20 protein-coding genes are annotated in these 26,920 nt (G+C 58.7%); 5 read left to right on the top strand and 15 right to left on the bottom strand.

The genetic code is table 11. The features are described 5' to 3' along the window. Positions 1-382 precede the first annotated feature (382 nt). From XH87_RS02955 to XH87_RS02945, 3 genes are all read right to left on the bottom strand, one after another. On the bottom strand, positions 383-1,696 hold the full coding sequence (locus tag XH87_RS02955) for an HlyD family type I secretion periplasmic adaptor subunit (RefSeq protein ID WP_271586105.1): 1,314 nt from the start codon (positions 1,694-1,696) through the stop codon (positions 383-385). Further along, positions 1,693-3,627, bottom strand: coding sequence for a type I secretion system permease/ATPase (locus tag XH87_RS02950; protein ID WP_271586104.1), 1,935 nt, complete (start codon positions 3,625-3,627; stop codon positions 1,693-1,695). Before XH87_RS02950 ends, XH87_RS02955 begins: the two co-directional genes overlap by 4 nt. Positions 3,628-4,490: 863 nt before the next feature. Then, a complete protein-coding gene (locus tag XH87_RS02945) occupies positions 4,491-7,325 on the bottom strand; it encodes an Ig-like domain-containing protein (RefSeq protein ID WP_271586103.1) in 2,835 nt (944 codons plus the stop codon). A 1,252-nt stretch (positions 7,326-8,577) separates the two neighbouring features. Here XH87_RS02945 and XH87_RS02940 point away from each other — a divergent pair. Then, positions 8,578-9,390 carry a phosphatase PAP2 family protein gene (locus XH87_RS02940; RefSeq protein ID WP_271586102.1) on the top strand — a complete coding sequence of 271 codons (813 nt, stop codon included), beginning with the start codon at positions 8,578-8,580 and terminating at the stop codon, positions 9,388-9,390. 168 nt (positions 9,391-9,558) lie between these two features. On the opposite strand, the gene XH87_RS02935 is transcribed toward XH87_RS02940, so the two are convergent. The 7 genes from XH87_RS02935 to XH87_RS02905 form a co-directional block, all read right to left on the bottom strand. Continuing rightward, complete coding sequence (locus XH87_RS02935; RefSeq protein ID WP_271586101.1) at positions 9,559-10,596, bottom strand: glycosyltransferase family 2 protein; 1,038 nt, start codon at positions 10,594-10,596, stop codon at positions 9,559-9,561. Next, positions 10,586-11,734: a glycosyltransferase family 4 protein gene (locus tag XH87_RS02930; protein ID WP_271586100.1), complete on the bottom strand. Its 1,149-nt coding sequence runs from the start codon at positions 11,732-11,734 to the stop codon at positions 10,586-10,588. Before XH87_RS02930 ends, XH87_RS02935 begins: the two co-directional genes overlap by 11 nt. 23 nt (positions 11,735-11,757) lie before the next feature. Continuing rightward, entirely contained in the window at positions 11,758-12,573 is an 816-nt protein-coding gene (locus XH87_RS02925) for an FkbM family methyltransferase (RefSeq protein ID WP_271586099.1), read from the bottom strand. Between the two features lie 16 nt (positions 12,574-12,589). Continuing rightward, entirely contained in the window at positions 12,590-13,345 is a 756-nt protein-coding gene (locus XH87_RS02920) for a class I SAM-dependent methyltransferase (RefSeq protein ID WP_271586098.1), read from the bottom strand. 102 nt (positions 13,346-13,447) lie between these two features. Then, entirely contained in the window at positions 13,448-14,416 is a 969-nt protein-coding gene (locus tag XH87_RS02915; RefSeq protein WP_271586097.1) for a class I SAM-dependent methyltransferase, read from the bottom strand. 111 nt (positions 14,417-14,527) lie between these two features. Continuing rightward, a complete protein-coding gene (locus XH87_RS02910; RefSeq protein ID WP_271586096.1) occupies positions 14,528-15,577 on the bottom strand; it encodes a hypothetical protein in 1,050 nt (349 codons plus the stop codon). Continuing rightward, a complete protein-coding gene (locus XH87_RS02905) occupies positions 15,574-16,191 on the bottom strand; it encodes a hypothetical protein (RefSeq protein WP_271586095.1) in 618 nt (205 codons plus the stop codon). Before XH87_RS02905 ends, XH87_RS02910 begins: the two co-directional genes overlap by 4 nt. A gap of 316 nt (positions 16,192-16,507) precedes the next feature. On the opposite strand from XH87_RS02905, the gene XH87_RS02900 reads away from it, so the two are divergent. From XH87_RS02900 to XH87_RS02890, 3 genes are all read left to right on the top strand, one after another. Beyond that, positions 16,508-17,875, top strand: a complete 1,368-nt coding sequence (locus XH87_RS02900) for an O-antigen ligase family protein (protein ID WP_271586094.1) — start codon at positions 16,508-16,510, stop codon at positions 17,873-17,875. 33 nt (positions 17,876-17,908) lie between these two features. After that, a complete protein-coding gene (locus XH87_RS02895) occupies positions 17,909-18,979 on the top strand; it encodes a hypothetical protein (protein ID WP_271586093.1) in 1,071 nt (356 codons plus the stop codon). Positions 18,980-19,497: 518 nt separating this feature from the next. Continuing rightward, on the top strand, positions 19,498-20,595 hold the full coding sequence (locus tag XH87_RS02890) for a hypothetical protein (protein ID WP_271586092.1): 1,098 nt from the start codon (positions 19,498-19,500) through the stop codon (positions 20,593-20,595). A 107-nt stretch (positions 20,596-20,702) separates the two neighbouring features. On the opposite strand, the gene XH87_RS02885 is transcribed toward XH87_RS02890, so the two are convergent. The 5 genes from XH87_RS02885 to XH87_RS02865 form a co-directional block, all read right to left on the bottom strand. Continuing rightward, positions 20,703-21,734 (bottom strand): glycosyltransferase family 2 protein, encoded by a 1,032-nt coding sequence (locus XH87_RS02885; protein ID WP_271586577.1) that lies wholly within the window; start codon positions 21,732-21,734, stop codon positions 20,703-20,705. An 83-nt stretch (positions 21,735-21,817) separates the two neighbouring features. After that, positions 21,818-23,101, bottom strand: coding sequence for a glycosyltransferase family 4 protein (locus tag XH87_RS02880; protein WP_271586091.1), 1,284 nt, complete (start codon positions 23,099-23,101; stop codon positions 21,818-21,820). A gap of 27 nt (positions 23,102-23,128) precedes the next feature. Further along, a complete protein-coding gene (locus XH87_RS02875; protein ID WP_271586090.1) occupies positions 23,129-24,586 on the bottom strand; it encodes a lipopolysaccharide biosynthesis protein in 1,458 nt (485 codons plus the stop codon). 39 nt (positions 24,587-24,625) lie between these two features. After that, complete coding sequence (locus XH87_RS02870; protein WP_271586089.1) at positions 24,626-25,279, bottom strand: PIG-L deacetylase family protein; 654 nt, start codon at positions 25,277-25,279, stop codon at positions 24,626-24,628. Next, positions 25,276-26,073 (bottom strand): sugar phosphate nucleotidyltransferase, encoded by a 798-nt coding sequence (locus tag XH87_RS02865; protein WP_271586088.1) that lies wholly within the window; start codon positions 26,071-26,073, stop codon positions 25,276-25,278. The genes XH87_RS02870 and XH87_RS02865 overlap by 4 nt, the downstream gene beginning before the upstream one ends. 242 nt (positions 26,074-26,315) lie before the next feature. On the opposite strand from XH87_RS02865, the gene rfbC reads away from it, so the two are divergent. Next, positions 26,316-26,894 (top strand): dTDP-4-dehydrorhamnose 3,5-epimerase, encoded by a 579-nt coding sequence (gene rfbC, locus XH87_RS02860; protein ID WP_271586087.1) that lies wholly within the window; start codon positions 26,316-26,318, stop codon positions 26,892-26,894. Positions 26,895-26,920 lie beyond the last annotated feature (26 nt).

Genomic DNA, 26,920 nt, shown 5'->3' with positions numbered 1-26,920 from the left:
GATGACCCTGTACGCCAAGCGAATGGACGTGCTGAGCGGACGGTCGCTCGAGCGATCGGTAGTTCCACCCAGGAGCAACAGGCATCCGCCACGCTCGATCCGTCGAAAGCCGCGTGCTCTACTGCGGTTGATCGGGAGGTGGGGCAACCTCACCATGTTCGCCCCGCCAGACCTCTTGCGGCGAGCTGACATCACCAGAACGGCGCGGTTGGGTCTTCAAGCCAGGCTGCAGATTCCGTCTCGGCTCGTGACGCTCTTTCGTCGGTCGGGCACGCCCGGTGCTGACGCCGTGCCTTCAGAGGCTGCTGCCCCAACGCCGACGCCCACGTATAGGCGTTGGCCCGATCGCCCTGAAGTCGAGCGCCGCTAGCTTCCCGAGGAGTCAGCGCTCCTTGAATGCACGCTCGGCCTGATCGTGCAGCGGCTTGAGCAGGTAGGACAGCGCGGTCCGACCTGCCGTCTTGATGAAGACCTCCACCGGCATGCCGGGCAGCAGCTTGGCCGACCCGAGTTTCGCCAGCTCTTCGGGCTTCAGCAGGACGCGCCCGGTATAGTAGCTCGTGCCGGCACGCTGATCCTGCGTAATGTCCGCCGAGACCATGCTGACCTCGCCGTCGATTTCGGGCGTGGTCTTCTGGTTGAAGGCCGCGAAGCGCATTGTCGCGGTCTGCCCCACATAGACCTGGTCGATGTCCTTCGGTGCGATCTTGACCTCGACGGCGAGCGAATCCGCGTCAGGCACGATCAGCATGATTTGCTCGCCGGGTGCGATTACACCTCCGACCGTGTGGACGCTGAGTTCGTGGACGCGGCCGGATTGCGGTGCCCTGATGTCGACCCGATTCAATTGATCGACCGCCGCAGTTCTGCGCTCGCTCAGTTCGGAGAGTTTCGAGCGCGTCTCGATCAGGTCCTTACCGACCTCCGTCCGAAGGTCTTGGTCGACCTGAATGATCTGGAGTCCGATTTCGGAGATCTTGCCCTTCGACTGAGCAATCATTCCTGCGAGCTGGCTGCGCTCGCCTTCGATGCGGGCCGAGTCGCGCTCGAGGGAATTGAGCCGCGTGATCGGCACCAGATTCTTCTGCCAGAGGCTGCGCACGCCCTCCAGCTCCTGCCGGATGAATTCGACTTCCTTCTGCTTGGCCTCGGTCTGCCCCACATAGCCCTTGATCTCGTTCTCCAGCTGCGTGCTTTTCTCCTGCAGCTGCGCCTTCTGGCCGCTCCTCGCCTGGCGACGCAGGTCAAACAGCTTCCGCTCCGCGGCGATCGCACGGCTCGCTTCCGAGTTGTTCTCCTTGGCTCGGTCGAGCAGCACTTTGGGAAACGTCACCCGCTCGGAACCATCGCGCTCGGCCTCGAGACGCGCCTGCCGCGCGAGCAGCTCATCGATGCTGTTGGTGACGATTGTCGCATTCGCGAGCGTCTGAGTCTCGTCGAGGCGTATCAGAATGTCGCCCGCCTTGACCCGGTCGCCCTGCCGCACGCGCAACTCTCCCACGATCCCGCCGGTGGCGTGCTGAACCTTCTTGACGCTCGAATCCACCACGACCACGCCCTGGGCGATCACCGCGCCCGACAATTGGGTCGTCGTCGCCCAGCCGCCGACCCCAAAGGTCACCAGAGCGAGCATGATCATTCCGACGATCATGTAACGCTGGATGGATTGCAGCGCCGGCGCTACCTGAGCGTTCATCGCCCTCCTCCGTGAGCTTCGGCGACGACCTTGAGCGGCACCGGATTCCGCAACACTTTCTTGAGAACCTCCTCTCGCTTGCCGAAGGACTGAACCCTGCCTTCGCCAAGGCACAGGACATGGTCTACGCCTTCAAGCGCCTTGGGACGATGCGCGACGACGGCGACAATCCCACCGCGGCGGCGCACGTTCAGGATCGCCTCGGTCAGCGCCTCCTCGCCCTCGGCATCGAGATTGGAGGAGGGCTCATCGAGCACGACCAGGAAGGGTTTACCGTAGAAGGCACGCGCGAGACCGATGCGCTGCCGCTGCCCGGCGGACAGCGCCAGTCCTCCCTCGCCGATTTTCGTGCCGTAGCCGTCCGGAAGCGAAAGGACGAGATCGTGCGCACCGGCGGCATGTGCGGCCTCCAGAACAGCGGCAGCCGTCGCCTGCGGATCGAACCGTGCGATGTTCATGGCAATGCTACCGTCGAACAATTCGACGTCCTGGGGCAGATAGCCGATGTGCTTGCCGAGGGCATCCGAAGACCAGTGATCGAGTGCGGCATTGTCCAGCCGTATCCGGCCGCGAATGCACGGCCATACCCCCACCAGCGCTCGCGCCAGCGTGGATTTGCCGGATCCGCTCGGCCCGATGATTCCGACGGCCTGCCCGCTCCGCAGTTGGAACGACACTTCGCCGAGCGTGGGCTTCTCCGAGTTTGGCGCGCCGATATAGAGATGCTCGACCGTGAGCGTTTCGGCAGGGGGAGGCAATGCCAGCCGCTCCTCCTCGTGAGGCAGCAGCTTCAGCAGATGATCAAGCCGTTGCCCCGACTGCCGCGCGGCGACGAAACCCTTCCAGTTCGCAATAGCCATTTCGACGGGCGCCAGCGCCCGCGCGGTGAGGATCGATCCGGCAATGATGATGCCGGCCGTCGATTCCTGGTTGATGACGAGAACCGCGCCGACGGCAAGAACCAGCGATTGCAGGATCGCTCGAAAGATCTTGGAGGCCCCCCCGAGCCCGTTTGCGACGTCGCTGGCCCGCTCATGGGCCGCGAGGTACTTCGCGTTGACTTCCTGCCAGCGCAACGCCGCCTGCTGCCGCATGCCCATGGCCTGCAGAACCTCGGCATTTCGCCGCCCCTCGAGCGCCAATGCCGTTCGCGAGACCGCAAGACGCGAGGACGCCTTTGCCGGCCCTCGTGTCCGGGTCTCCGTGAGCACCGTAATGCCGACCAGCACCAGCGCGCCGGCCAGCGCAGTGACGCCAATCCAGAAGTGAAAGAGGAAACAGACGCCAAGATAGATCGGCATCCAGGGCAGATCGAACAGCGCCGTCGGCCCTCCGCTCGACAGGAAGCTGCGGACCTGATCAAGGTCGCGCACCGGCTGCAAGCCGTCGCCATCGGCTCTGGTCTTCAGGGGCAGGCGAACGAGCGCGTCGAATATGCGAACGCCGAGCCTTTCATCGAAATACCGGCCGACCCGGGCGCTGATCCTGCTCCTGACGAGGTCGAGCCCGCCCTGAAACAGGTAAAGCACCGTGGCCAGAACCATCAAGGCGATCAGCGTCGGTATGCTGCGCCCGGGCAGCACCCGATCGTAGACTTGCAGCATGAAGAACGAGCCGGTGAGCATAAGGAGATTGCTCATCCCGCTGAAGGCCGCAAGTGCCCAGAATATCCGGCGGCAAGACCGCAGGAAGCCCGACAACTCCGACCGCGACTCATCATAGTCGTTAGCCGGCCGCGGATGACCGGAGAACAGTCGTTGCCGCAGGACTTCGACGAGGTGCTTTGCCGAGCCGATCGGGCCTCGCGTCCGCAGTTCGGCGTCTTCCACCCACTGTCGTGCGACAGCCCCAAATCTCGCCAGATGCGAAAGTTGGATCCGAAAAAAGCTTGCTGGCAGGGGGATCACCCCCCACCGCTCAAAGTTTGTCATGGCTCCCACCCTTGAACCGTGCCTTATGTGACGATCCCAAGAAGATCCCGAAGGCAGATTTGAGTTTGATGTCCCTGTCGTCGAGCTAGTTACGCGAAGTAGAAGTCAGGCCAATCTGCGCACCGAGCCTTGTCAACTTGAGCGTGTTGCCTGCCGGCGCTACCGTGAGATGATGGCCATCCTGCCATTTGATCTGCGCTCCCAGTTTCTTCGATCCGTACTCCACGACGAAGTCGTTCGCAGAGCGCGTATCGTGGCGATCCGCATCACCACCTCATGGTTAATCAGCCTGGCCTCACGTGCCGGTCGCCATGGGCTTTTTTGGGACCAGATGGGGGCCGGGCCGAGGTTTTTTTAACCATCACGCCAACTCGCGGCGCCGAAATAATCGCGCATTTTCCCTGATTAAATCGTCGCGCATCTCCCTGATCTCACGCCGGACAGCCAGACTCAACACGCTTTCCGTTGCGGCATGGCCTTAGCCCACAGAAATCGTTTGCTTCAACGCCCCGACGAGACCGTGCGGGGCACGCGACCGGCACTGCATTTAATTCTATTTATTCCCACGCACTCGCAATCGCCCTGACGCGATGAGAGCCGGACAAGACCGTCAAATCGGAGCGACAAAGTGTAGCGGCGCGCGCCTGGTTGCTGGCGGTCCGAGAAAGACCGTCGCCGAAGCGCCGGCCGGCCGAGGTCGCGCATAGCGATCCTGTCCGCGCCTTGTATCCCGCCAACACGGCGAAGCTGCTCATGCGTAGGGCAAGAGAGGCAGCCGGAATAGAAGAAGGCGGGGGACCATCCCCCGCCTTCCATGATCTGCACCACAGTCGGGCGGCTACTTCCTGTCGCCGAACTCGCGACTACGCGAAATGGAAGTCGTGGCTGTTCAGCTTGTCGAGCTGCGTGTTCTTCAGCGTGAGGGTGTCGCTCCCCGTCGCGATCACGACGTCGTGGCCCGACTGGGCCGCGTGGGAGAGAACGCTCGCAAAACTGTCGAACACGCTCTTGCTGAACTCGATCGTGTCGTGAGCCGGCCCGCGGGCAGCGAAGTCCTTGATGACGTCATGGCCGAAGTTCGACGCGAACTGGAACGTATCCGCACCCCATTTGCCAGCCATGATGTCGTTGCCCTTGGTACCGGTCAGCGTGTCGCTGCGGCCCGAACCGACGATCGCCTCGCCCGAGCTGGTCCCGACCACGTGGCCTGTGGTGTCGACCTGCTCTGCGGAAAAGGCGTGGCTCTTGCCCGACAGGTCCGAGGTCTTGAAGCTCCACTTGCCGTCGGCTCCCGTGGTGACCGAACCAACCGAGGTCGTGCCGTCAAACAGCTTGATGGCGCTGTTGGGATCGGCAGTGCCCGTGATCGTTGCCGTGTGACCCCAATGGTGCTGCACATTGGCGACCTCCACGGTTGAGGTGCCGCCGCCGCTGTGCGGGCCAATCGGCGGATCAATCGGCTGCGACAAGGCGCTGGTGTTGCCGGCAGCGTCGGTGGCCGTCGCGGTGAAGGTGTGGGACCCCTGCTTGAGATTCGGGGTCGTCACGCTCCAGCCGCCGTCACTTGCAACGGTCGCGGTACCGAGCAGGTTCGTGCCCTCATAGAGCTTGATCAAGCTCCCCGCTTCCGCGGTGCCGGATACCGTTGCCCGGTTATGCGTGGTCGAATCGCTCAACATAACCGGAGCATCGGGGGCAGCGGTATCCACCGTAACATCCAGCGCAGTCGATGCCTTGCTGGTGACGCTGGAAACCGTATCGGTCGCGGTGAAGCTGTGCTTGCCGTCGGGCAGCGCTGCAGTCGAGTAGTGCCACGCTCCCTTCGCATCCGCCGTGACCGTGCCGAGCTGGGTCTTGCCGTCGAACACCTTGACCGTGCTGTTGGCTGCCGCGGTCCCCGTCAGGGTCAGCGTGTTGTCGCTCGTGATGTGATCACCGGCGACACCGGTGTCTTTCGAAAAAGTGGCGATCTTCGGTGCGGCCGGTGCAGAGGTGCCCGTGCCCGATGTGCCGGTGCCAGAGGTACCCGATCCGGAAGTACCCGAGCCGGAGGTGCCTGTACCCGAGGTACCTGAGCCAGACGTGCCCGAGCCGGAAGTACCTGTACCCGAGGTACCCGAACCGGACGTGCCCGAGCCGGTGGAGCCCGTCGTTCCGGAACCAATGACCGGATCCACAGCCGTCGACGCAGCGCTGACGTTGCCGGCAACGTCCGTCGCCTTGGCCGTCAGCAGGTGCGAACCGGACGACAGCGCAGACGTCGTGACACTCCACGCACCGCTCGAGTTGGTTGTCGCCGTCCCGACCTGCGTCGTTCCGTCATACACCTTGATCGCGCTGTTCGCTTCGGCAGTTCCCGTCACTACCACCTGATTGGCGGAGTTCACGGTGTCGCTCGCGATCGTCGGAGCAGCCGGTGCCTTGCTGTCGATGGTGACAACCGTCGCAGCCGACGCCGCGCTGGTCTGGCCCGACGAGTTGGTCGCAGTCGCGGTGAGCGTATGCTTGGCGTCGGTCAGGACCTTGGTGATGTAGTCCCAGCTGCCGGTCGAGCTCGCAGTGGTCGTACCGATTTGCGTCGAACCGTCGTAGATCTTGACCGTGCTGTTGGCCGCAGCTGCGCCTTTGAGCTCGATGGTGGTATCGTTCGTGATACCGTCGCCGGCAACGCCGCTGTCGCCCGAGAAGGAGGCGATAACCGGTGCAGCAGGGGCGCTCGGAGCAGGTGAGTTCGGCGCCGTGTAGGTGGGCCCGGTGTAAGCAGGCGCATTGGCATCCTGCTCGACCTCGCCGGTCACCATGTTCACATTGTGCACGAAGGAGGTCTTGGAATAGGAGTCGTCCGGCCCGGCGGCCGGATAGTTAAAGCCGAGGGCTTTGGTCACATCGAAATAGTTGTCGTGCGTGGAAAATGCCCCGCTGAGATTGGCGGCATCGGTCCCCGGACCGGAGACGGACATCCAATAGCTGACGCTGCCGATCAGCGTGTTGCCGGCGAACTCGCCCGACTTCGTGTTGTCGGCAATGAAGCCCTGGGTCGTACCGCCATCCTGGACCGCCGTGTTGTAAAGGATGTGGGTCGAATCAATGGTCGGACCATAAACTTGCAGATAGTCGCCGTGGGTGCCTGAGCCGCCCATGCCGGCCTGCTGCAGCAGGTTATATTGGATCGTGATATCGCCACCGTCCTGACCATGGCGGCCGATCAAGTCGGAGTTGGAATTCTTCAGCCACGAGTATTCGATCGTGAGGCCAGGTCCCTCCATTTCGACGAGAAATTCGGCATGCCCGCCGCCGCTCAGGCCGTCGATGGTGCAGTTGGCGATATGGAGATTGGAGGAGGTCTGTGTACCGCTGATGACGCTACTCTGCGGACCGCCTGGATTTAAGCCATTGAAGTTCGAGTTGGTCAGGGTGGTGTTCGCTGCCGAGGTGACGACAGCCCAGCCGCCGAAATCATAACCGTCGAGCGTGACGTTGCTGCCCGTCACCGTGATGCTCTTGTGGGCCGTGTCAACGGACACGCCTGCCATCGAGATCGTTGCCGGATCCTTGAGCGCCAGTCCCGTGGGCACGCCGACGTGATAGTCTACCCCTGCGACTTTCCATGCCGGCCGGTTCGCACCATACGTATCCAGCAGGCTCGAAAGCTGCGCTGATCCAATTGGCGCGTTCGCAGAACCGTCGTTAACTGCCATTACCTGTTCTCCTGATTTGATGTCATCCGCATGTGCTCGACCCCGAAGGGCCTTCCCCGAGCAACATGCCGTTCACTTTGATTATTGGACAAACCACCACGTGATGATCGCCGAGCCGACTATTGGCCGGGCGCCGCGGGCTTTTTTGGGACCACAACTAGGCTACGCCGGGGTGATGTTTGGCTCCCACCTGCCACACTCACTCGGATACGAATCAAATTGTGGACGACCGCATTGTGAATCGCCTGCGATTCAAAAACAAAGAGTATTATTGTCGGCTGCGACCGCTTTCTTTGGAATGGCTGCCGTTGCGCACTGCGGGCATGACACTTACGGCACTACGTAGAATCCGCAATTTAATATTTTCATTTTGCGCCCTAATTTAATCAGCGTCATGATAAATATTGTAGCAAGGCCCATTTGAATCTTCATCACACGTGGCGCGCGGCTCGCCCCGCCGCTAATGGGAGAAGACAGCGAACCGACCAAACTCGATCAACCGCGTCTTGTCCTCGTGGAGCGTCGGGCCGAAGGTGGCCAACCGCGCGTTGAGGGCCAAGAAGCATTTCCTGCGCATCTGCCTCGCTCTCGAAGCCCATGACGAGGTCGTGCGTACAGCGCACGGTCACAACGCGACCGCGTGCATGGCGACAACGCATCGGTGGCCCCAGAGATCGAGGATGTAATACAGGAAGATGTTGGCAAGGAGCGGACTGATGCCTACTCCTTGCAGCGTGCCCTGTCCGTCTCTTGCTTCTCGCCGCTCTCGAGGACGCCAGCTCGTAGCCACGGCCCGACGAGCCGTAGGATACGAGGATCGGCAATCCTGTGCGCCATCCGCAACAGCCACTCGTGATCGACCGCTTCGAAGAAGCCGCGCATGTCGGCATCGAGCCCAGTTCACATGCTTCGCCAGGCGACTCCGGCCAGGCGACGAATCATCGGCGACCACCGCAAAGCGGGCATTGGGGGCACGACCAAGCTACGTCCCCGCGGGACAAACAGAATGCTGATTGAAGGGGTCATAGTTGGACGAGGTCCGGCGAACCGGCCTTGCCCCATGGCCGATCGTCCGCCGCTTGAGTCCAGAGCTGACCTGTCTTGAGGCGATGCTCGGCCAGTGTCGAGCAACGAATTAATCTTAAGTATAGTATTTCGCAATTTATTTATCTAACGGATTAATGTTGCCTATCAATTGATGGAGTTGCACGCATGGACCGGAAATCTCGCAAAGAACCATGAGAGGTCATCTTTGCTTTCGGTCATCCCTGCAGAGGGCACGGGCGCCGTCTGGGATGGACTGTCAAAAAGCACATTTTCCGCGTTAATAATTGCGCTCGCCGCTGCGATCTTCGGATTGCAGTTTTCCGCGGCAAGATTCAGCGAGACCGCAAGCGGCATCTGGGATCGGGACCTTCTTCTCAGGCTCAGCTCGCTGGCCGCAACTGACTCGCTGCACATCCGGGAGCTCGACAACAATTCCTTGTTCAGGGGATCTCCGATATTCGTCTCCCTGCTCGCATTGTGGTTCGCCGGCGACGACCGAAAGCCGTGCAGCCGGATGCTCGTAGGACTAATTGCGGTTTGCCTTGCAACCGTTATCTCCGTCTGGATACAATTTCATGTCACCACTCACATGCGCCCGCTTCTCGACCCCGCGCTTCCTTTGAATGTGGCCGATCCACGATGGAGTTTGGTTTGGGATCGCAGAGACTCATTTCCCAGCGACACCTCGACGCTATTCTTCGCACTGGCTACACTGATCCTCATAGAGCATCGGTTGGCCGGAATACTTTGCTTTCTCTGGGTCGCCGTCATTGTAGCAGTGCCGCGGGTCATCTTTGGATGGCACTATCCGAGCGATTTGGGCGGCTCCCTGGCCTTAGGGCCGGCATGCATCTTACTCTTTCCATACCCGCAAGCGCTGTGTGAGCGGATGTTGATCCGATTTCAGAACCACATGTATCTTGTCCATGCATTTCTATTCATTTTATTGAGTGACGTGTCCATGTTGTTCATCAGCCTACAAAAATTCGGAAAAGATCTTGTGCGATTGTTCGGTTAGCCACACTGCGCGCGCGCCGCGCCCCCCGCCAACTGGCGCCTTGCCGTCATCAAAGGATATGCGATCGGGCGCTTCGCGAAAAAGAAATGATCTCGCCTACGGATCGATCCTCTGAACATCGTCTACATCTTGCCCGACGTTGCAGAAGACATCGGTCCACACGAGCGCCTAGCCAAGCACGTGCAATTGCAGGGATGCGTCCGGCTTTCCAGTCTTTCCCAACACTCCGTCTATCAGTCCCCTGACCGTGATCTTCGCGGCGGTTGGAGCCCCGATGGCGACGTATCTGATCGCGTACAACAAGCCGAAAGCAAAATGGAGGCCCCACCGCCATCCTGCCTCCCGGCGAGCGTAGACAATGCTATTGCGTGCAGACAGATACACAGACAAGTAGGAGCGTTTCCTCGGATCGACGGCAGAGCCGATAGCCGTGCCTCCAACGTGCCGTACGATCGCTCTTTCTGCAAATCCTATCCGATGCTCGCCACGACGACGCCCCCAGTCCAGGTCCTCCATGTAGAGAAAATAGTCCTCAGTCATCAGACCGACCTCTTCAACGAAGTCGCGCGTGACCAGAACGCAAGCACCGCTGATGGCGTCAATCTCGGACATCTCCTCGCGCGATGGAGCCCTCCCCGCCGGAGCGTTTCGGCCAACTGCTACGACACGGCCCGTCGTCGACGACCAATGAAGACCGTAATTGATAATCTTGTCCGGCACGTGATCGAACACCAAGGTCGCACCGACCATGCCAAATCCTGCGGCAGCCTTTGCCACTAGTTCAGACAAGCAATGGCTGTCCACTTCGGTGTCAGGATTGAGAACGAGCACCGAATCCCAGCCCGGGCTCTCAAGGACTTGCTCGAGCCAGGCGTTGACACCACCGCCATAGCCGAGATTGTCCACCGCAAGTCCAAGCCGAACGATATTTGCCCGGCTCCGAAATCGACATTTTTCGACGACGGCTAGTCTTCCTCTCGCGTGGTCCAGAATATCCGAGCCGCCGTGCAGTTGCTGGAGCGTTCGGTTTGGACCGGCAACCACCGCAAACAACCGCTCGAACGCCTCCTTCCCTCCGTTCTCACAGACGAAGACTTCGAAATCCTTCCAATCGGAATGCGCCAACGACTTCAAACAGCGATCAACGTCATCCGGATTGCAATAGGAGACGATGAGCACCGCAAGTTTGGCGCGATCAGTTGCCATAGCCTAGACGCCCTATCATTTGCTCGCGGCGCCTGCCAGCGACCGTGGTCCACGTAAAACGCTCCGCATGCTCAAGCGCAGCAGCCGACATTCGTCGTCGAAGTTCAGTATCCTCCGCCAGCCGCCGAATGGCAGCGATCCAACCAGCTGCGTCATACGGATCCAGCACAAGGCCCTCACATTCATTTCGGACGATCCGTCCCGCACCCATGCTGGTCGTTATAACCGGTAGCCCGCAACCGCACGCCTCGTAGGTGACTTGGGGCCCTCCCTCCTCCAAGGATGGGAAGACGAAGATGTCGGCCGATCGATAAAGCGATCCAACATCCTCGACATAGTCGAGCACCGTCACGTCATCCCGCGCGAGCAAGTCGCTGTATTTTTCCTTGATGACTGGCTCCATTCTTCCAGCCAATACAAGCCGGCCCTTCACCCCGCTTTTCGCCCAGTAATCAAGGATCAAGTGGGCTCCCTTTCGTACCCCGATGATCCCGACGAAGACCGCAGTAAATTCATGATTCGAGGGAAGAAGCCGATTCTTTCCCGATAAGCGAACCGGGTCCCAGCCATATGCTGTTTCCAGACATTTGCTCTTCGAAACGCCATTCTCGAGCAACGAACTTTCGACCGGTTGATTCGGGCAGAATATGTAGTCCATCGCCTCCAGAATTTCGGTTTCGCGATCAACTGTCGCGTCGGTGATCCCATGCATAGGCGCTACACCAATCTTGCCGTATGCATCGTCGAGAATGGCCTTGGCGGTCCTGGTATGACAATTGAACTGCTCTCGAAATACCGGGATGTCACGCCGTCTCAACTCCTGGAGCAATTCCATGCTAGCGCTGGGCCAGAGATACGCAGCCACCCTGCGCGATCGAGAGCGATCCAGGTACGAGAGGAATGCAGCCTCCATGCGTCGGCCAGCGCCGCTCTTCACCCAGCCATAAGGGAAATACCGCTTCCAAGCGGGCAAGGTCTCGATCACTTCAACCAGGGGCAAAGGCCATCGGCTGCGCGGAGTGATGATCGTCACGCCAAAATCCCGATCGGCCATAGCCTCTGCGAGGGAGCCGCAGGTGTAGCCCACTCCTTTGCCTGTAAGCGGCAGCGGCATCAAAACGCCCGTCGAGAAACTCAATGCAGCCTCTGTAGTCTGACAGTCTAGATCGGGTACCATCCCCGGCGCATGGTTCTCCAAAACGCCGACATCCCGCGCCCAGTTCGATTGGATGCTTTCACGTGCGCCTCTGTGAGATACCAAGTGAAGGTTACGGACAGCGGTGCAGTTCCCGGCCTAAAGCATCCCCGCTCGTAGACGTGGGGGCGATAGCCGAGATCATCCAGGAATTCGGTAACCGCCGGCGAGGCAAACGCACACATCAATGCGGGTCTCTGCCGCTGCAATGTTCCTTGCGCACCCTTGAGGATATCCAGCTCGGCTCCCTGGGCATGAAGCTTGATCAGAGCCGGAGCTAGATCGAGAGAATCGAGAGCTCTGCACGTAACCCGATGCTCCCGGACAGACAGCTTCCTTTCGTCAAAACGGTACATCCGTCCCGGATTCCTCAACCATTCCGTCGCCCCCTCGTAGGACGTCGCGGCCATTCCGTCGCACTCCCATCGACCGTATCTTGGAAGAAAAAAGTCGATAACCTCGGACCTGCAGCCAAGCGCGCAGTCGAGAATGGTCACGGCGTCGTCTCGGCGATGGCGAAATGAAAGTCGCTTCGCTGACCGCGGTTCGGGCTCGAAGGCCATGATACGGGACTTTGGCGCAAGTTTCTTGAACGCCGCCGTGCTCTGGCCTCGGTTCGCGCCCACGTCCACTATCAAACCGCTTCCGATGCAGAGCAATCCAACTCCACGAAACTCCGGCTTGAAAAGGTACGGTGCAACACCGTCTTTGACAGCAAACCTCACCGCCGCAACGCCAGGAACGTTGGCGTAGAAATAGCGGGCTACTGCCTTCAAATTCATATTGCTCTCGCAATTCTCATTTGGCGATCTTCCAGACAAGCGACTTCTGGCGTTCCTCGCCATCAATCGCTTCTCCGAGCATGATGTACTGCTTCGCCAGATGGTGCTTCAACAGGCCGAACGAAAGACGATGAAGCGTCTTTGCCTTGTAGCCTTGCATTCCGGAAATCAGCCCCTTGGAGACCTTCAGGCCCGCGGAATTCATGAGCCCGATCGCGGTATCCTCGACAAAGAACCTCAGATGGGTGCGGTCCAGGATACCTGCGTCCTGATAGTCAAACCGGCGCTTGAACAGAAGCGGAACCGCAACACTGAGATGCGCGACATTTGGTACGGATACCACGACATGACCACCAGGCTCGAGCAATCCTCGCACGTTCTGCAGAACGGTTTTCGCATCGACAAGATGCTCGAGGACGTCGAGCAACAGTATGAGATCGTACTTCTTGAGCCGAGGTAGGCATTCATCAATGCTGCCCAAGACCGCCACATCCGCATTGAGGCTCAGTTCCTCTGCGACCGCGTCATTTATCTCGACGCCGGTCGTCACTGCGTCGGGGTAGATCGTTCTGATCCAGCGCAACGTCTGCCCGGAGGCGGCCCCGATCTCGAGGATGCTGTTCGCGGCCTTCGGCAGCAACGGTCGTATCTCGGCGCGCACATGATGAAAGTACCGGCTCATGTCTGCTTCGGGCGCAGGGGCGCGTTGCCTCTTCATATCGCTCAGCGGAGGAGCACGGGGGCTTTCGACCGCATGTTCGAGGCTCCGCATTTTCCAAACCCTCCAGTTGCCGTATCTATCAAAGCGACCAAATTCTCGCCCGCAGAACTCCAGCCGTTGGCCCAGTGCGCAATGCGTGGCCAGCCTGACCGGTCAATGCAGTTGCGTTGCCCCATCCGCCTGATTCAGCTCGCCCCTCGAGAGCGACTTCGGCAATGACGCGTCCGCTATCATTCTCGCGAAGTCGCTCGGATCTACGGAATCCGGGTCAATCACAATACGATCGGCGCGGTATTTTCGTCGGATCTGAGACGATTTGAAGTGATACGAGAGGCTTCGAAAAGCGAAAGGACCTATGAACTCATGAAGCACGCGCTTCCACCTTGGAATATTCCGTCTATCCCAGGCGGCCCAGCTTCCGGTCGCGAAGCTCGTCCACGTCGCATCGTAGTCTGACTGTTGCACGCTCAAGTCGGAAGCGTTGCGGACCTTTCTCGAAAACACCACCAGCACCGTCTGCTCCTCAAAGGGGATCTGGTTCCTGCGGTTGAGGGCCACTGGCGGCTTGATCAGATGCCACCTCTTCGGGCGGGATGGCCTGACCAGAAAGACACCGGTATCTTCGAAACCATTTCGTTTACTGAAAAGGCTGTAGAAAAACTCCGGCGAGTACTGGTAAAGGCCGTGCGCGGGAAAGCCGTTTGCATTCGTCGCTATGAGGACGTGTCCGCCCGGCCTGACCAAGTTCACTATGTTGTCGACGACCTGCGCAACATCGAAGACGTGCTCGATCGACCCGAAATCGAGGAACGTATCGAACTTCCCGTGCATATCGCTCGGTATCGGAAGATTGAAATCATGTACAAGCGACGCCCCCTCGAAAGCTGAGGCGTCAACCGAGACGATGTTCTCGGCACCAAGCTTGCGGAGGAGGGGCTCGCAGTAGAGCCCCACTGAAATCGACTGATCATACGCGAGGCTCGAATTCCTCTGAACCGCTTGAAATTCCTGTTTCCAGAAATGAATCTCATGTCTTCCGAGAGTAACCGTGTTCCGAAAATCGAATCCATAGACTCGGTTCGCGAAGCTGAGCGCACGGAGGCCCGTCAGATCGATGCCCACAACTCTCTCCCTCTGGACGCTAGACCATGACGTGGCCCCTCCTGCGAGGTCACGTAATTCCCGCGGCCCGCTGACAATTCTCACACTCCAACTCTGCGTACTTGGTCGACGTCATCGTGCCGGACTCCAGGCCTTGATGAAGCCCGACCGGGCATAGTAGACGCGTCTACGTGCGCCTCGAACCATTCGCAGACCTTCACGCGCAAGCGAGGATGGAATCGAAGGCGGCACGGTGACCGGCCCCTGAGGCTCGAGCCATTCACGGATTTGCGGATGCCCAGGTATGAGCGTATCGAGAAGCCTGTTCCAGAGCTTCGGCTCCATGGAATCGTGAAAGTGAAGTACACTTACTCCCGTCATCTTTGCCCCGTCATAGTTCCTCGGCAGATAGCTACACAGCGGAAAGTTGCTGGCATCCGGCAGTGCTTGCCAAGCCAACCCAAGCCGGATCACCGTCAAGCCCAGAACGACTTGATCCATGAAGTGCACTTGCGAGTGTGTGCGGGCCACTTGCCGATCAAGAAATCTCTTGAAATCGGCGAGAAATTCTCTGCCGAACCGCGTGCTGCGCCGGTACACGTAGAGGCCGGCGTTCCAGTAGAACCTGATCCGGTGTCCATCGCCCGTCTGAAGCCATGGAAGGTCGTCAGCAACTCTTCCGATGAGTGCAGCGGACCGCTCCCAGAACGGATCATTTGGATCGGTTACCCCCCTCGACCCGATTACCCCTGCATCCGGAGCACTCGCGAGGAAATCTACCCCAGGCGGCAGTTCAAGACCGTTGGGCTCACGCAAGAATAGGATATCACTATCGATCCAGGCAATCGCCTCCGTCGTGACCATGTTCTCGACGGCAGCAATCGCTTCCGCCTTATTCATATAGTGGTGCCAGACATAAGGATTGTCGGGAAAGACACGCAGATGCTTGATCCCAAGCTCCTTCATTCGGCGATGCGTCTCTCGCGCGAGAGCCGGAGTAGACCGAGGCGTGATGGCAATGACTTCCAAGTTTGCAAAGCGGCCGCCGAAGCGCCGAAGGCTCTCCACCATGCGCAGCGTAAGTGGCTCCAGCATCCCCGACTCGATGCAGACCACAATCGTCATCGACGGCTGCTTGCCGGCCGCATTGTCCTGCACGGCACCACTCAGGCAATCGGTCAAATTGCATCCTCGCTTGCTTGTGCAAATCCGAGCTCCCTCGCCTTCGCTTCAGGACACTCGAACTTGGGGTTTAGCGTGGGCGCGCTCAACATGGCCCGGTACCTCAGCCGGAAGCGACGAAGCAGCAGCGGCAGTGGATTCCGGCTCAACTGAACGATCACCGTCGGCCAAGGGAGTTGCGCCCTCCACTTCCGGATCATGAAGCGGTAGGCAGCCAGGTAGGAGGGGTCGAGACGAAGAGTTGCCTTGCTATTGTGGATAATCGGCAGGTCGATCACATAAGACTTCATGCCGGCCCTCTTTGCCTCGAGCACGATGTCCGTTCCGTACAGATGAAAGGAGGGCAGACTTGGATCGAACAGGGTGCCCGCTGCCCGGCGCACGATCAGAACAACTTCGTCGAGGCTCGCAGCAAGGCGCGGTCGGTCAAATCGTCCGCCGCATACGGTGCCTAGACCGGAATCCCACAGATGGCCGACGAATTCTCCGTCGGGCGTCATGCCGCAAATGCCGGCGACGGCCCAGGACGGATCAATCGAATTCAATCTGTCGCAAGCTGCTCGCAGTGCCATGAACCAGCCCTCGGGAAAATAGACGTCCTGATGAGCGAACACGACAATATCCGACCTGGCCGCAGCGATTGCCTGGGAGTATGCCGCTGATGCAGCCGCAGCCCCCCAGATAACGGAAACCCCAATACGGTTGTCCGCAAGTTCTGGAGATCGCTTCAGATTTCGAGCAAGTGTCGCTTGCTCGTTGGCAACGCAGTAAACCTCTATCGAGCAGGTCATTTCCCACCTTCGGCCGCCGCGGCCCAACCAAATTAAATATAATGCGGTGCGATTTATTATCAACATATTATTTGGCAGTCGCCATTAAATAATATATCTTTATTCCAGTCCAGTTAATGTTCTCGGATCGAGAAGGCACATGCCATCCTACGACCTCAGCGGATCCGGCCTAGCGGAGAGCGGACCGCCAGCCCAGGCCGTTACGCTCGAAGGGAGAACCGCGACAGGTTCAAACGGATGGGCGGCATGGTTGATATTGCTCGGGTGCGCCATGCCCTCCTACATGACGATTTACGTGGGGGGCGCCAAGTTCATTCCGGCGCGGATTGTAATTTTCTTGCTGCTGGTTCCTGCCCTGACCGAACTGTTCCAAAGAGGGCGACGGCTATGCGCACCGGATTTCTTCATATGCGCTGCGTCAGCTTGGATGTTTGCGGCCGTACTGCAAACGGATGAGGGGTGGTCTTCCGCGGCCGCTCTCATACTCGAATTTTCCGGCGGCTACTTCGTGGCTCGCGCCTACTTTTTTGGGCGCCGGGGATTGGAGGCTTTTGTCCGAGTGCTCAAGCCCGTTAGCGCAGGGATCGTTGCTGTTGCGGTCCTGGAGCATCTTACCCAGCACAACGTCGTCGCAGCCCTTATGGGCTTGCCGAGCACGGGGTATGAATATCGCTATGGCTTGCTGCGGGCGACCTCGACATTTCCTCACGCGATCCTATACGGCTCGTTCTGCGCCGTTGCCGGCGCTGTTTTTGTGTACTCGGAACGCAGCTTTCGTGGTCGAATTTTGTATTGCGGGCTGTGCCTCTTTGGATGTGTCCTATCAATGTCTTCGGCGCCGCTAATGGCATTCGGGATTGTACTATCCGTCTATTTTTACGATCACCTGCTGCGAGGGCGCCGCTGGAGGTGGCAAGCTCTGGTGGCAGGCCTCTTTATGTTCCTTGGCGTCGTATTTCTGGCCGCCAACAAGCCTGTCTCTTGGATCGTTGCAAATCTGACGCTCGACCCAGCTACGGGATATTTCCGCGTCGCGACTTGGGACAGCGCCAGCTACTACATCGATCTCTCTCCCTATGTGGGGTACGGATTTGGATCGTACGCCTCCCCCGATGATTTCTTTGGCAACGCCTCAGTAGACAGCGTCTGGCTGACCTTGGCGCTCCGGTTTGGCATTCCATTGGTCATATTCATACTTTTGGCGAATACTGCGTCCTTTTTTCCGTCCAAACGGACCGCCAGCATTCCGCACTGCCACGATGCCTATATGAGCAATATGCGTACGGCATTCACTTTGGGCCTCGCAATGTTCATGTTCGTGGGATTGACAGTCCATTATTGGAACAACAGCTGGATACTCTGGGGAATATGGATCGGCATCCGCGCATCGCTGAAGGAGGAGTCCGTAGCGGCAACCGGGAGGCCTATGCTCGATCGAGGGATGGCTAGCCCCGATCGTGACCTCACCGTCGGGCCCGCAACTCGGGGATTCTATGCGTCCAGGTAACGAACCGCGCCGGGCAAGGCTCCTGTTTTCAACATGACAGCCCACTACTTCAAACCCCTTCTCGCGTTCGCGCTGCCTTGGTCGATAGCCGCCAGCCAGGCGCAGAACGTTCCGCCCGGAGATATCCGCCCGCCGGAGCCCGCCGCAATCGACAAATCCTCCCTCGATGACGGCTCCTCACGGGCGCCCACCTGTACAATTCAGTATCCATCTCTCCTGACCAAGTACCGATTCCGTCCGCAGTGGAGCGTAGCGGGTGTGGACTATTGCGTTGGCTATTCGACGAATACTCCCACCAAGGATCCGGCAACGATCCCGATGGCCGGCGTATCGCTCAACGTGGCTCAGAAGAGCATCACGGTGACGGGCGATGACGTCATGCTCGACGGTTATGATTTCAGCGGCTGGTCGGTTGTAATTACCGCAGCGAACACCAGCCTGATCAACTCGAAATTCGATGGTCTGAATCCAGGCGGTCCGCAAAATAGTGTCATCAGCGGTACACCGTCCTCCTCCAATCTGCGCATCGCCAATTGCATCATTGACGGCCTGAGCGGGGGCGGACGCGCAGAATTCCTGATCGAAATGGAAGGGCCCGGCCTCACGATCGAATATTCGTGGCTGAAGAATTCCAACTCCGACCTGATCGGCCGCCATGGTCGAAGCGGTGGCAATATCATCATTCGATACAGTGTTTTGGAACAGGCCGGCATGGGCGGCCCAAGCACCCACGGAGACTATCTGCAGGTTTACGGGCCGACCGTGGAAGAGACCCGCATCCTTTACAACACCGCGGTCCAGAATGGCGGCAGGACCCAGGGCTTCATTGCCGACAACACAAAGTCGGGCGAATTTGCCGGCAACACTCTGATCGGCAGCGTCAGCTATTGGATGTCCGTCTCCGGTCCGGAGACCGATGCCGCCAATCTGAGCGAGACTTTTTCCACGCACGACAACTATTTCGATGTGACCAAAGCCCTCGGCTTTAACTATCCGGCAGCGGGGCCGAACGACCGCTACCCAAAGACCGTCTTCATAAACAACGTGAACATGGTATCTGGGCAAATCCTACAGGATTCCACCAGATCGAAGTTGAGACCGTGACACCCGTGACTTCGGACGCCTCTTGGGCCATCGGATGTCGCGGCTAGGCCTTCAAAATGGGCTTCCGCTTAAGGCGGCGGAGCCAGCAATGATCGGCGCGGGACAGAGCGGGCAGCAGGCCGGCTCGCCATGCCGGTGAACGTGTCTTCTGCCCCGAAAGGCCGCCAGGGGTGCTCCGTGTGCGCATGCTTCTTCGGAGGCGTTCTGGCAACGTCTTCGCTTTGGCAAGATTATGGCGGCAGCAGCATCGCACCGCACCCGCTAAGAGCGAGATTAACTATCTAACTAATGATTTCCGGAATATTCATTTAAAGTGGACTCTTTTAAATAAGTTTATTAAATGGTATCGAGATTTACTGAATACCGGGAGTTCAGGAGCGATTCGACTCGGCTCGGCCTAGGCTCTGCTACCGAGACGTTGGTCGTCGCGACAGACGCGTCGTCAATGCATCCTACACGCAACCCGCAGCGCTCATCCAACGGCAGCGGCGGCTTATCGGAGCAAAGGAGCGGTTCCTATGACGTTGAGCGCTGACGACTGGGTGGAGGTCCGGAGCAAGGAAGAGATCCTGGCAACGCTGGACAAGAACGGCCGATTGGAAGAGATGCCATTCATGCCGCAGATGTTCCAGTATTGCGGTAAGCGCTTCAAGGTTTACAAACGTGCGCACAAGACGTGTGACACGGTCAACCCGGTCGCCGGGCGGCGGGTGCCCGATGCAGTTCATCTCAGTCTCCGTTGCGATGGCAAGGCATATGGTGGTTGCCAGGCGGCGTGCCTACTCTTCTGGAAGGAAGCATGGCTCAAGCCGATCAAGGAACGCACCACGTCCGCTATCCCTCGCAGTGAGGACGCCCGCAACGATCATGCGGCAGTGATCAGCGGCTGCTCGGAAGAGGATGTGTTGCGGGCAACACATGTTCAGCGGCCAGGCGAACCAACGATATATCGCTGTCAGGCGACTCAATTGCCCGATTTCACCGCGCCGCTCGCAAGCTGGGACGTCAGGCAGTATGTTGAAGACTATACGTCGGGAAACGCGGGGCTTGGGCGAATATTCGCTGGCTTCGCATACCTTGGCTGGTACCACCTTGCCTTGGCGAAACGGAGAAGGCTGGGACGGCCTGCGCGCTGGCTGTATGACCAATTCCAGAAGCTTGTGGGTGGTCTGCCCTACCCTCGAAAGCTCGGCACCATTCCCTACGGTCAACGAACACCGGTCGCCGACCTGAATCTCCAGCCCGGCGAACTTGTTCGGGTGAAATCGTATGATGAGATCCTGGCAACACTCGAAGGATCGAGAAACCGGGGCATGTTTTTCGATGCCGAGCTCGTCCCCTATTGCGGTGGCACCTATCGGGTCCTGGACCGGGTCAGCACCTTTATCGATGAGAAGACTGGTATACTGACGATGATGAAGACGCCTGCCGTCATTCTGGAAGGCGCGTGGTGTCAGTCACGTTTCAGCAACTGCCGTATGTTCTGCCCGAGAGCCATCTATTGCTGGTGGCGAGAGGTTTGGCTGGAACGCGTTGCCGAGCCACCGGCAGCGATCGCATCGCGAAGAGACGTCGGTAGCCAATCCGACGGGGCCAAAACCCTCGAAGGCGCTTGAAGAGGGTTCTCGGTGCAGCTTTCGAAACACTGCTCTGCCGCCTACATTCCGACGCGGCGGCGAGCGGACGTTGGGTCCGCTCACCCGCGGGAGGCCGGCGATCGATCCTACGATTCTGTCCGGCTGGAATATCCGCGGGTCTCGGGACGTCGCACAGAACTGGTCTTGATGCGCCTCAGAACCTTCTCGGCAGTTGCCTTTGGATTCAAAGCCAGATCAAGGAATTTGGCAGCAACCGCGCCGGCAAATCTCTGGCCATAGAGAGAATATCCCAGTTTCGCCAACCCTGCCTTATGCAGTTTCCAAAACTCGCTATCCCGTAAATTGAAGAACGACTCCGCGAGCACCTTGTAGTAGTCCGATAGCTGCTCCTCGGTCCTGCGTTCCAGTTCGGTCTGTCCCAGAAAGATCGGGCCGAATTCAAGCAAAATTCTGAGACGATCCAGGAGCTGGCTGTTCATCGCGCGAACTCTTGCAGTGATCGCTCCATCGTGGATTCGTTCGTAGGAGAGAATCTGGTGAACGAAACCGAGGTCGCTGCGTCTCAAGCAATTCAGGCACGCCTCGAGGTCGGCGCTCGGAGCCGCCCCCGGGAAGAATGCGGGTTCCGATCTAACGAGAGACGCACGATACAACACGAGTGAGGGCGTAAAGAACGCATCGATCGAACCAAGGAGGAATAGCCGGGCTGCCTCGTGACCATCGATGATCTCCTCGTCCAGAGGCATATGCCCCCAGCGGAGACCATCTGCGTTGATGGCATAGGAGCTCACAATGCCTGTCGATGGATGGCGCTCGGCGACATCGACCAGCTTCGAAATGCATTCGGGGTACATCCAGTCGTCGCTCGACAGCAACTTGCAATACTTCGCATCGGCCGAGATCGATCGGAATGCCCTGTTGTGGTTTTCTATGGCCCCGACAAACTCCTTGTTTGTCTGGACCCTGATCTGCGGGTGGTTCCGGGCGTACCCCAGCGCAATCTCGAGAGTTCTGTCCGTGCTGCAATTATCCACGATTGTGTAATCCCAATTTCGATAGGTTTGGGCCAATACACTCTCGATGCACGCATGTAGATACTTTGCCCCATTGAAAACAGGAGTGACGACACTCACGTGTGGTGGTAGAGACTGTTGCATCACCGGACTATCTATCACTCGGCGAGACTTAATAGAGCAACTGGCTCAGCGTGATTGCGCAGGCAACGGTCCGCGCCCACCGTTCATCGGGAAGCACTACGTTGTTGTTGATCGACCATCCGGGCACGAGCGGCATCGAGCGCCTGGCGCGCCCGCCTTGCTACGGCGGCCCAGGAGTGCTCGTCTCTAACGCGACGCTGCCCCATCGCACCCATCCGGCTGGCTTCGCCTGGGTTATTGATCAGATGCAACACACAGTCTGCCAACTCCGCCGCATCACCAGGCGAGATCAGAAGCCCCGTGACTCCGTCTTCGACAACATCGCGGATGGCGCCGATCCGACACCCGATAACTGGCGCGCCGGCCGACCACGCCTCGAGAAAAACGATGCCAAAGGACTCGGCACGGGATGGATACAAGACGACGGAGGCCGAAGCGAGTAATGCCTCCTTCTGTGCCTCAGTGACGTCTGGCAACCAACGCAGATCATACCCCTGCGTCGCCTGAAATGCAGCTCGGCGCAGATCGGGGGCCTCTTCGGTCGTCTTGCCAGCGATGACAACCTCAACCGAGGGATGGTGCGCCCAGATCGTCGGCAGTGCGGCAATCACTGTGTCGAGGCCCTTACGAGAAGTCAGATGTCCGAGGTAGACGATCCGCGGCTTCTGGCCATCGGCTCCCGATGCCTCCGTCCGCGCTGCGCAGGGTAGCTTGAGATCGACGCCGGCGCCGACAATGGTAATCCGATCGTGGGGTACACCCAGGCTTTGGACATATTTGGCTTCATAGGCGGTGTTGGCGGCGTAGCCGGCCGCCTGTCCGCATGACCTTGTAATGCTCGAACGATCGAACGCCCATCGGTCCTCAGGATGAATGGCTCCATGCAACACAACAGGCACGCGGTGCCTCTGCCCCCACCCCACGAGTTGATGCATGTGCCAGTATGGGAAGGAAGAGGCGTACACGCAGGTGGGAGCGATCTGTTTCAGGGTCTCGAGAAGTCCGCGCATCAGGGGACCCAGATAGAGATCCCCAATGCGCTCAGCGCCAGGAAGCCCTAAGCGGTGCCCGGCCGCCTGCGCGAACCGGCTGATGTTGCTTAGCCACCAATAAGTCGGAAGCCGATGCACGCGTACCCCTCGAATGTCTTCAATGGGCGGTGCACTCGTGCGCTCTGCATGCCAGTTCCGAAATCCCTTCGGACCGAGTGCATTAGTGGTGACGACATGAACTTCGTCACCGCTAGCCGCAAACTGTTCGGCCAGATTCTGAATTAGCACCGCCGTCCCGTCGATCGCGGGGAAGTAGGTCTGGGCAACGAAAACGATGCGCTCGGCCGGCGCGCTGCGGTCTGCTGAGGCAACCATCCTGCGGGATCCACCTTCAAAAACTGCTCACCTCATGGAATAGCCGCCCTTCAGCTCACGAAAGAGGCCGAAGTAGAGCGTCTTCTGTCCCATGAAAAACAAAAGCACCCAGGTATAAACGGCGGCAATAACGCCGCCTCCAATCAGAAGCCTCCAGAAATGCGAGTTCAATTCGTCGAGATAATACTGGACTGCGAAAGCGACCGCCGCTGCCACTGCGGCGGCGACCAGCGGACGGCCCGCCGCCACGAGTAGATCCCGTGGAGAGATCTGCGTTCCATGCAGGCACCAAATTATGTGTGGGACAAGCCACAACGTCATTGACGCCGAATACGCGAACGCCACGCCGCGAGGCCCGTACGGCAATCCGATGATGTAGGCCGCGATGACCAGCGGAGCAATCACGAGCGCGATCTTCAGGCTCCGCATCTGTAGCCCGATCGAATAGAGCAGCCATGCCATCGGGTTAATGATGCCGAAGATCAGTATAGTCGGTGTCAGAAACCGGAAGATGACCGCAACTTCCGTCCACTTCGGACCGAGAAGCAAGCCCACTATATCTTCGACGAAGACCGCGCAAAAAATGGTGATAGGTAAGGTGACTGATAGGACTAGGGTATATCCCTTTAGAAAGTAGTTCCTCAACCGCGCGGGCTCGTTCTGGATTCGAGACAATCCGGCAAATGCAACTCCCCCGATTGCCGCGTTGAGCTCTGCGGTGGGGAGATTCACGAGCCGGTAGCCCCGCTCATAAATGCCGAGGGCGTCGCCCCCCCAGTATCGGCCCAGCAGCAGCTTCTCGAAATTGTAGGCTACATAGACGACGAGACTGTTCAGCGTAACAATTCCGCCGAATCTCAGCATGCTGCCCACTCCCGGGGCTCGGCGGGGCAATCCCGGAATCCATCCGCCGGCCACCCAAACGCAGACGGCATAGACGGCAGTCGAAACCAACGTCATTCCCAGAATGGACCAATATGCCAGCCCGCCAATCGCCATGCCGATTCCGGCCGCAACGCTCACCAGTTGCGAAATCAATTCAATGATGGCCAGACTCGTGTACCGCAGCCGACGCTGCAGAAGCGCAGAATGCTGCACTGCTAGCGACGTCAAGACAAATCCCCCGCTCATTGCCACAGTCAGCCAGAGCAATCGGGGCTCGTGATAGAATATCACGAGAGCTGGTGCAGTCGCTGCGCAAAGCGCCGCGAGTATCGTTCCGACCAACAGGTTGATCCAGAACAGTGTGGAGATCTGGTCCTCCGTAATGCTGTCGCTTTGCACCGTCGCAGAGGATAGCCCGGCAGTCATGAGGAGCTGAAAGACTCCCGTGACGACGGCCGTCATGGCGACCAATCCAAAATCCTGCGGATCCAGCAGGCGCGCCAAGACAGCCATAGAACCAAGGCGAAGAACGAAATTCGCTGCTTGGCCGCCGAGCTTAGCCAGGCCACCACGAACGATCATCCCCTTCAAGTTCTGCATTTCAATCTCCGCAGACGCTCCAGCCCGGCAATGGATGATTCAGGCAAGTGCAAGCTTTCTCGCCACAAAAGCCTCTGCGTAACCGTCTGGCGCCCTGCACTCCATTCCCCTGAGACGCGCCAAGCCGCGAAAGGTCTCCGCATCGAACCACTGTTTGGAGCGCTGGGTACCGAAGTGAGAAATGAGCAGATCTATCTTGCGCTGAATTGCAGCCGCGGAGATGGGCACATAGAAGTTAGGCCTTCCCATATCGCCATCCCACTTCGGAATCTCGTACTCAAGAATGAGATGATCGCGAAATGTATTCCAGGTTAGATGGGCGACCTTGCGATGGTCCTGATGTGCGTCCTCCTGTCGGTGCGTGAGGATTACGTCGGGCCTGACGCGATCCTTCAACGCTTCGAACCAGTTCTTGATTTGCACGCCCTGCTCCGGAAAGAAACCATCGCGAAACTCCAGAGTTTCGATCCGATGAGTCGCGCCTGCAGCCAGAAAGTCGGCGGCAGAGGCTTTCGCTTCACGCTCGCGCTCACTCCCACCACTGAGCACGCACCAGTGAACATCAAGGCGAATGCCTTGATCCATCAAGCTCAGAAGTGTTCCTCCTGCACCAATCTCGATGTCATCTGAATGTGCGCCCAGACATAAGACTGACAGGCGCTCTCCGGCCGTCGCGAGCTGAAGTCCTTTCATGAAGCCGCCTGCGTGCGCGCTTCGGTAACAACCTTCCAGGGCATTTCGCCCCGCTCGATCATCTCCTCGAGAACCTGCCGGTCCCGCAGCGTATCCATCGCGCGCCAGAAACCTTCGTACTTGTAAGCCATGAGCTTTCCAGCTTCGATCAGGCGATTGAACGGCTCCAGTACGAGCTCCTCGCCCTCACGTATGTAGTCGAAGATCTCCTTCCGGAAAATGAAGTAGCCCCCGTTGATCCAGATCTCGGACTGCTGACTGGACCGCAGGCGCTTGACGGCGTCTCCGCCGTTGAATTCAGCAAGGTGAAAATTGAACGGCGGATGCACGGCAACGAAGCATCCGACCATCTTGCTCCTCTTGAACCGCTCGATTATTTCGGGCAACGGCGCGTCGGTCAGACCATCACTGTAGTTCGCGAGAAAGATGTCCTCGTTCTCGACGAGCGGGCGCACCGCCATCAAACGCTGACCGATGTTTCGCCAAATGCCGGTGTCGACCAGCGCCACCTGCCAGTCCGGCGGCTGCTCGCCGATGACCTCGACCTTCCTGCCGAAGTTGGAAACGACGCAATCGCTGTGAGCCCAGCGATCCGAGTTCAGGAAATACTCCTTGATCGCATTGGCCTTGTACCCGAGACACAGTACGAAATCGCGGTGACCATACTGACTGTAATATTGCATGACATGCCACAACATCGGGTGTTGGCCGACGGGCACCATGGGCTTCGGAATGCTTTCAGAATATTCCCGGATGCGGGTTCCGAGTCCCCCACAGAACAAGACAACCTTCATGGCCAGCGCTTCCCATCTTTCCGGCCGACCGTTTCGGTCGCCACAGATCGCCTAAAGCGGCTACTACAAGTCTCGCGGTTTAAATACATAAATCAAAATATTCAATAGCGCGCATTTTATATTGCGGGTATTATTAATCAATGATTTTTTTAAAACCGTTTTGAATTTATTCTCTTGCACGCTATCATTGCTGATATTGCAGCACATTCGAACGCCGGCGGCACGATTATGGAGGAACCCGGGTGATTATAACCGAAACCAGGCTTAAAGGAGCCTACATTATCGATATTGAACGCCGGGAGGATTCGCGCGGCTTTTTTGCGCGAGCTTTTTGCCAGCGAGAGTTCAGGGCCCTCGGCCTCAATCCAGTCATTGCGCAGGCGAATATCGCGTCAAATGTCCGGCGCGGAACCCTGCGCGGCATGCACTTTCAGTTTCCACCGGCCGCGGAGACGAAGCTGGTTCGTTGCACGCGGGGCGCGATCGTCGACATCATCGTCGACCTGCGACCGGAAAGCCCGACCTACCTGCAACATGTCGCCGTCGAACTGAACGAGACTAATCAGCGGGCACTCTACGTGCCGGAACGTTTTGCTCACGGTTATCAGACTCTCGTCGACAACACCGATACCAGCTACCAGGTGGGTGAGTTCTATGCTCCCGAGGCGGAGAGCGGGCTGATGTACAATGATCCCAAGCTTGGCTTGACCTGGCCGCTTCCGGTTTCCGTGATTTCGGAGAAGGATCAGCACTTCCGCTTGCTCAACGAGGTCGAACCCGAACTGAAAGGGCGGATGGAGCTCGCCGGCATCGAAGGTTGACGCCGACAGCGCGCTGCTCGCAGCCG

It is taken from the genome of Bradyrhizobium sp. CCBAU 53415 (assembly GCF_028128735.1).
Taxonomy (GTDB): domain Bacteria; phylum Pseudomonadota; class Alphaproteobacteria; order Rhizobiales; family Xanthobacteraceae; genus Bradyrhizobium.
Note: the sequence above shows the minus strand (reverse complement) of the source record. Positions and strands in the feature narration are given on the sequence as shown.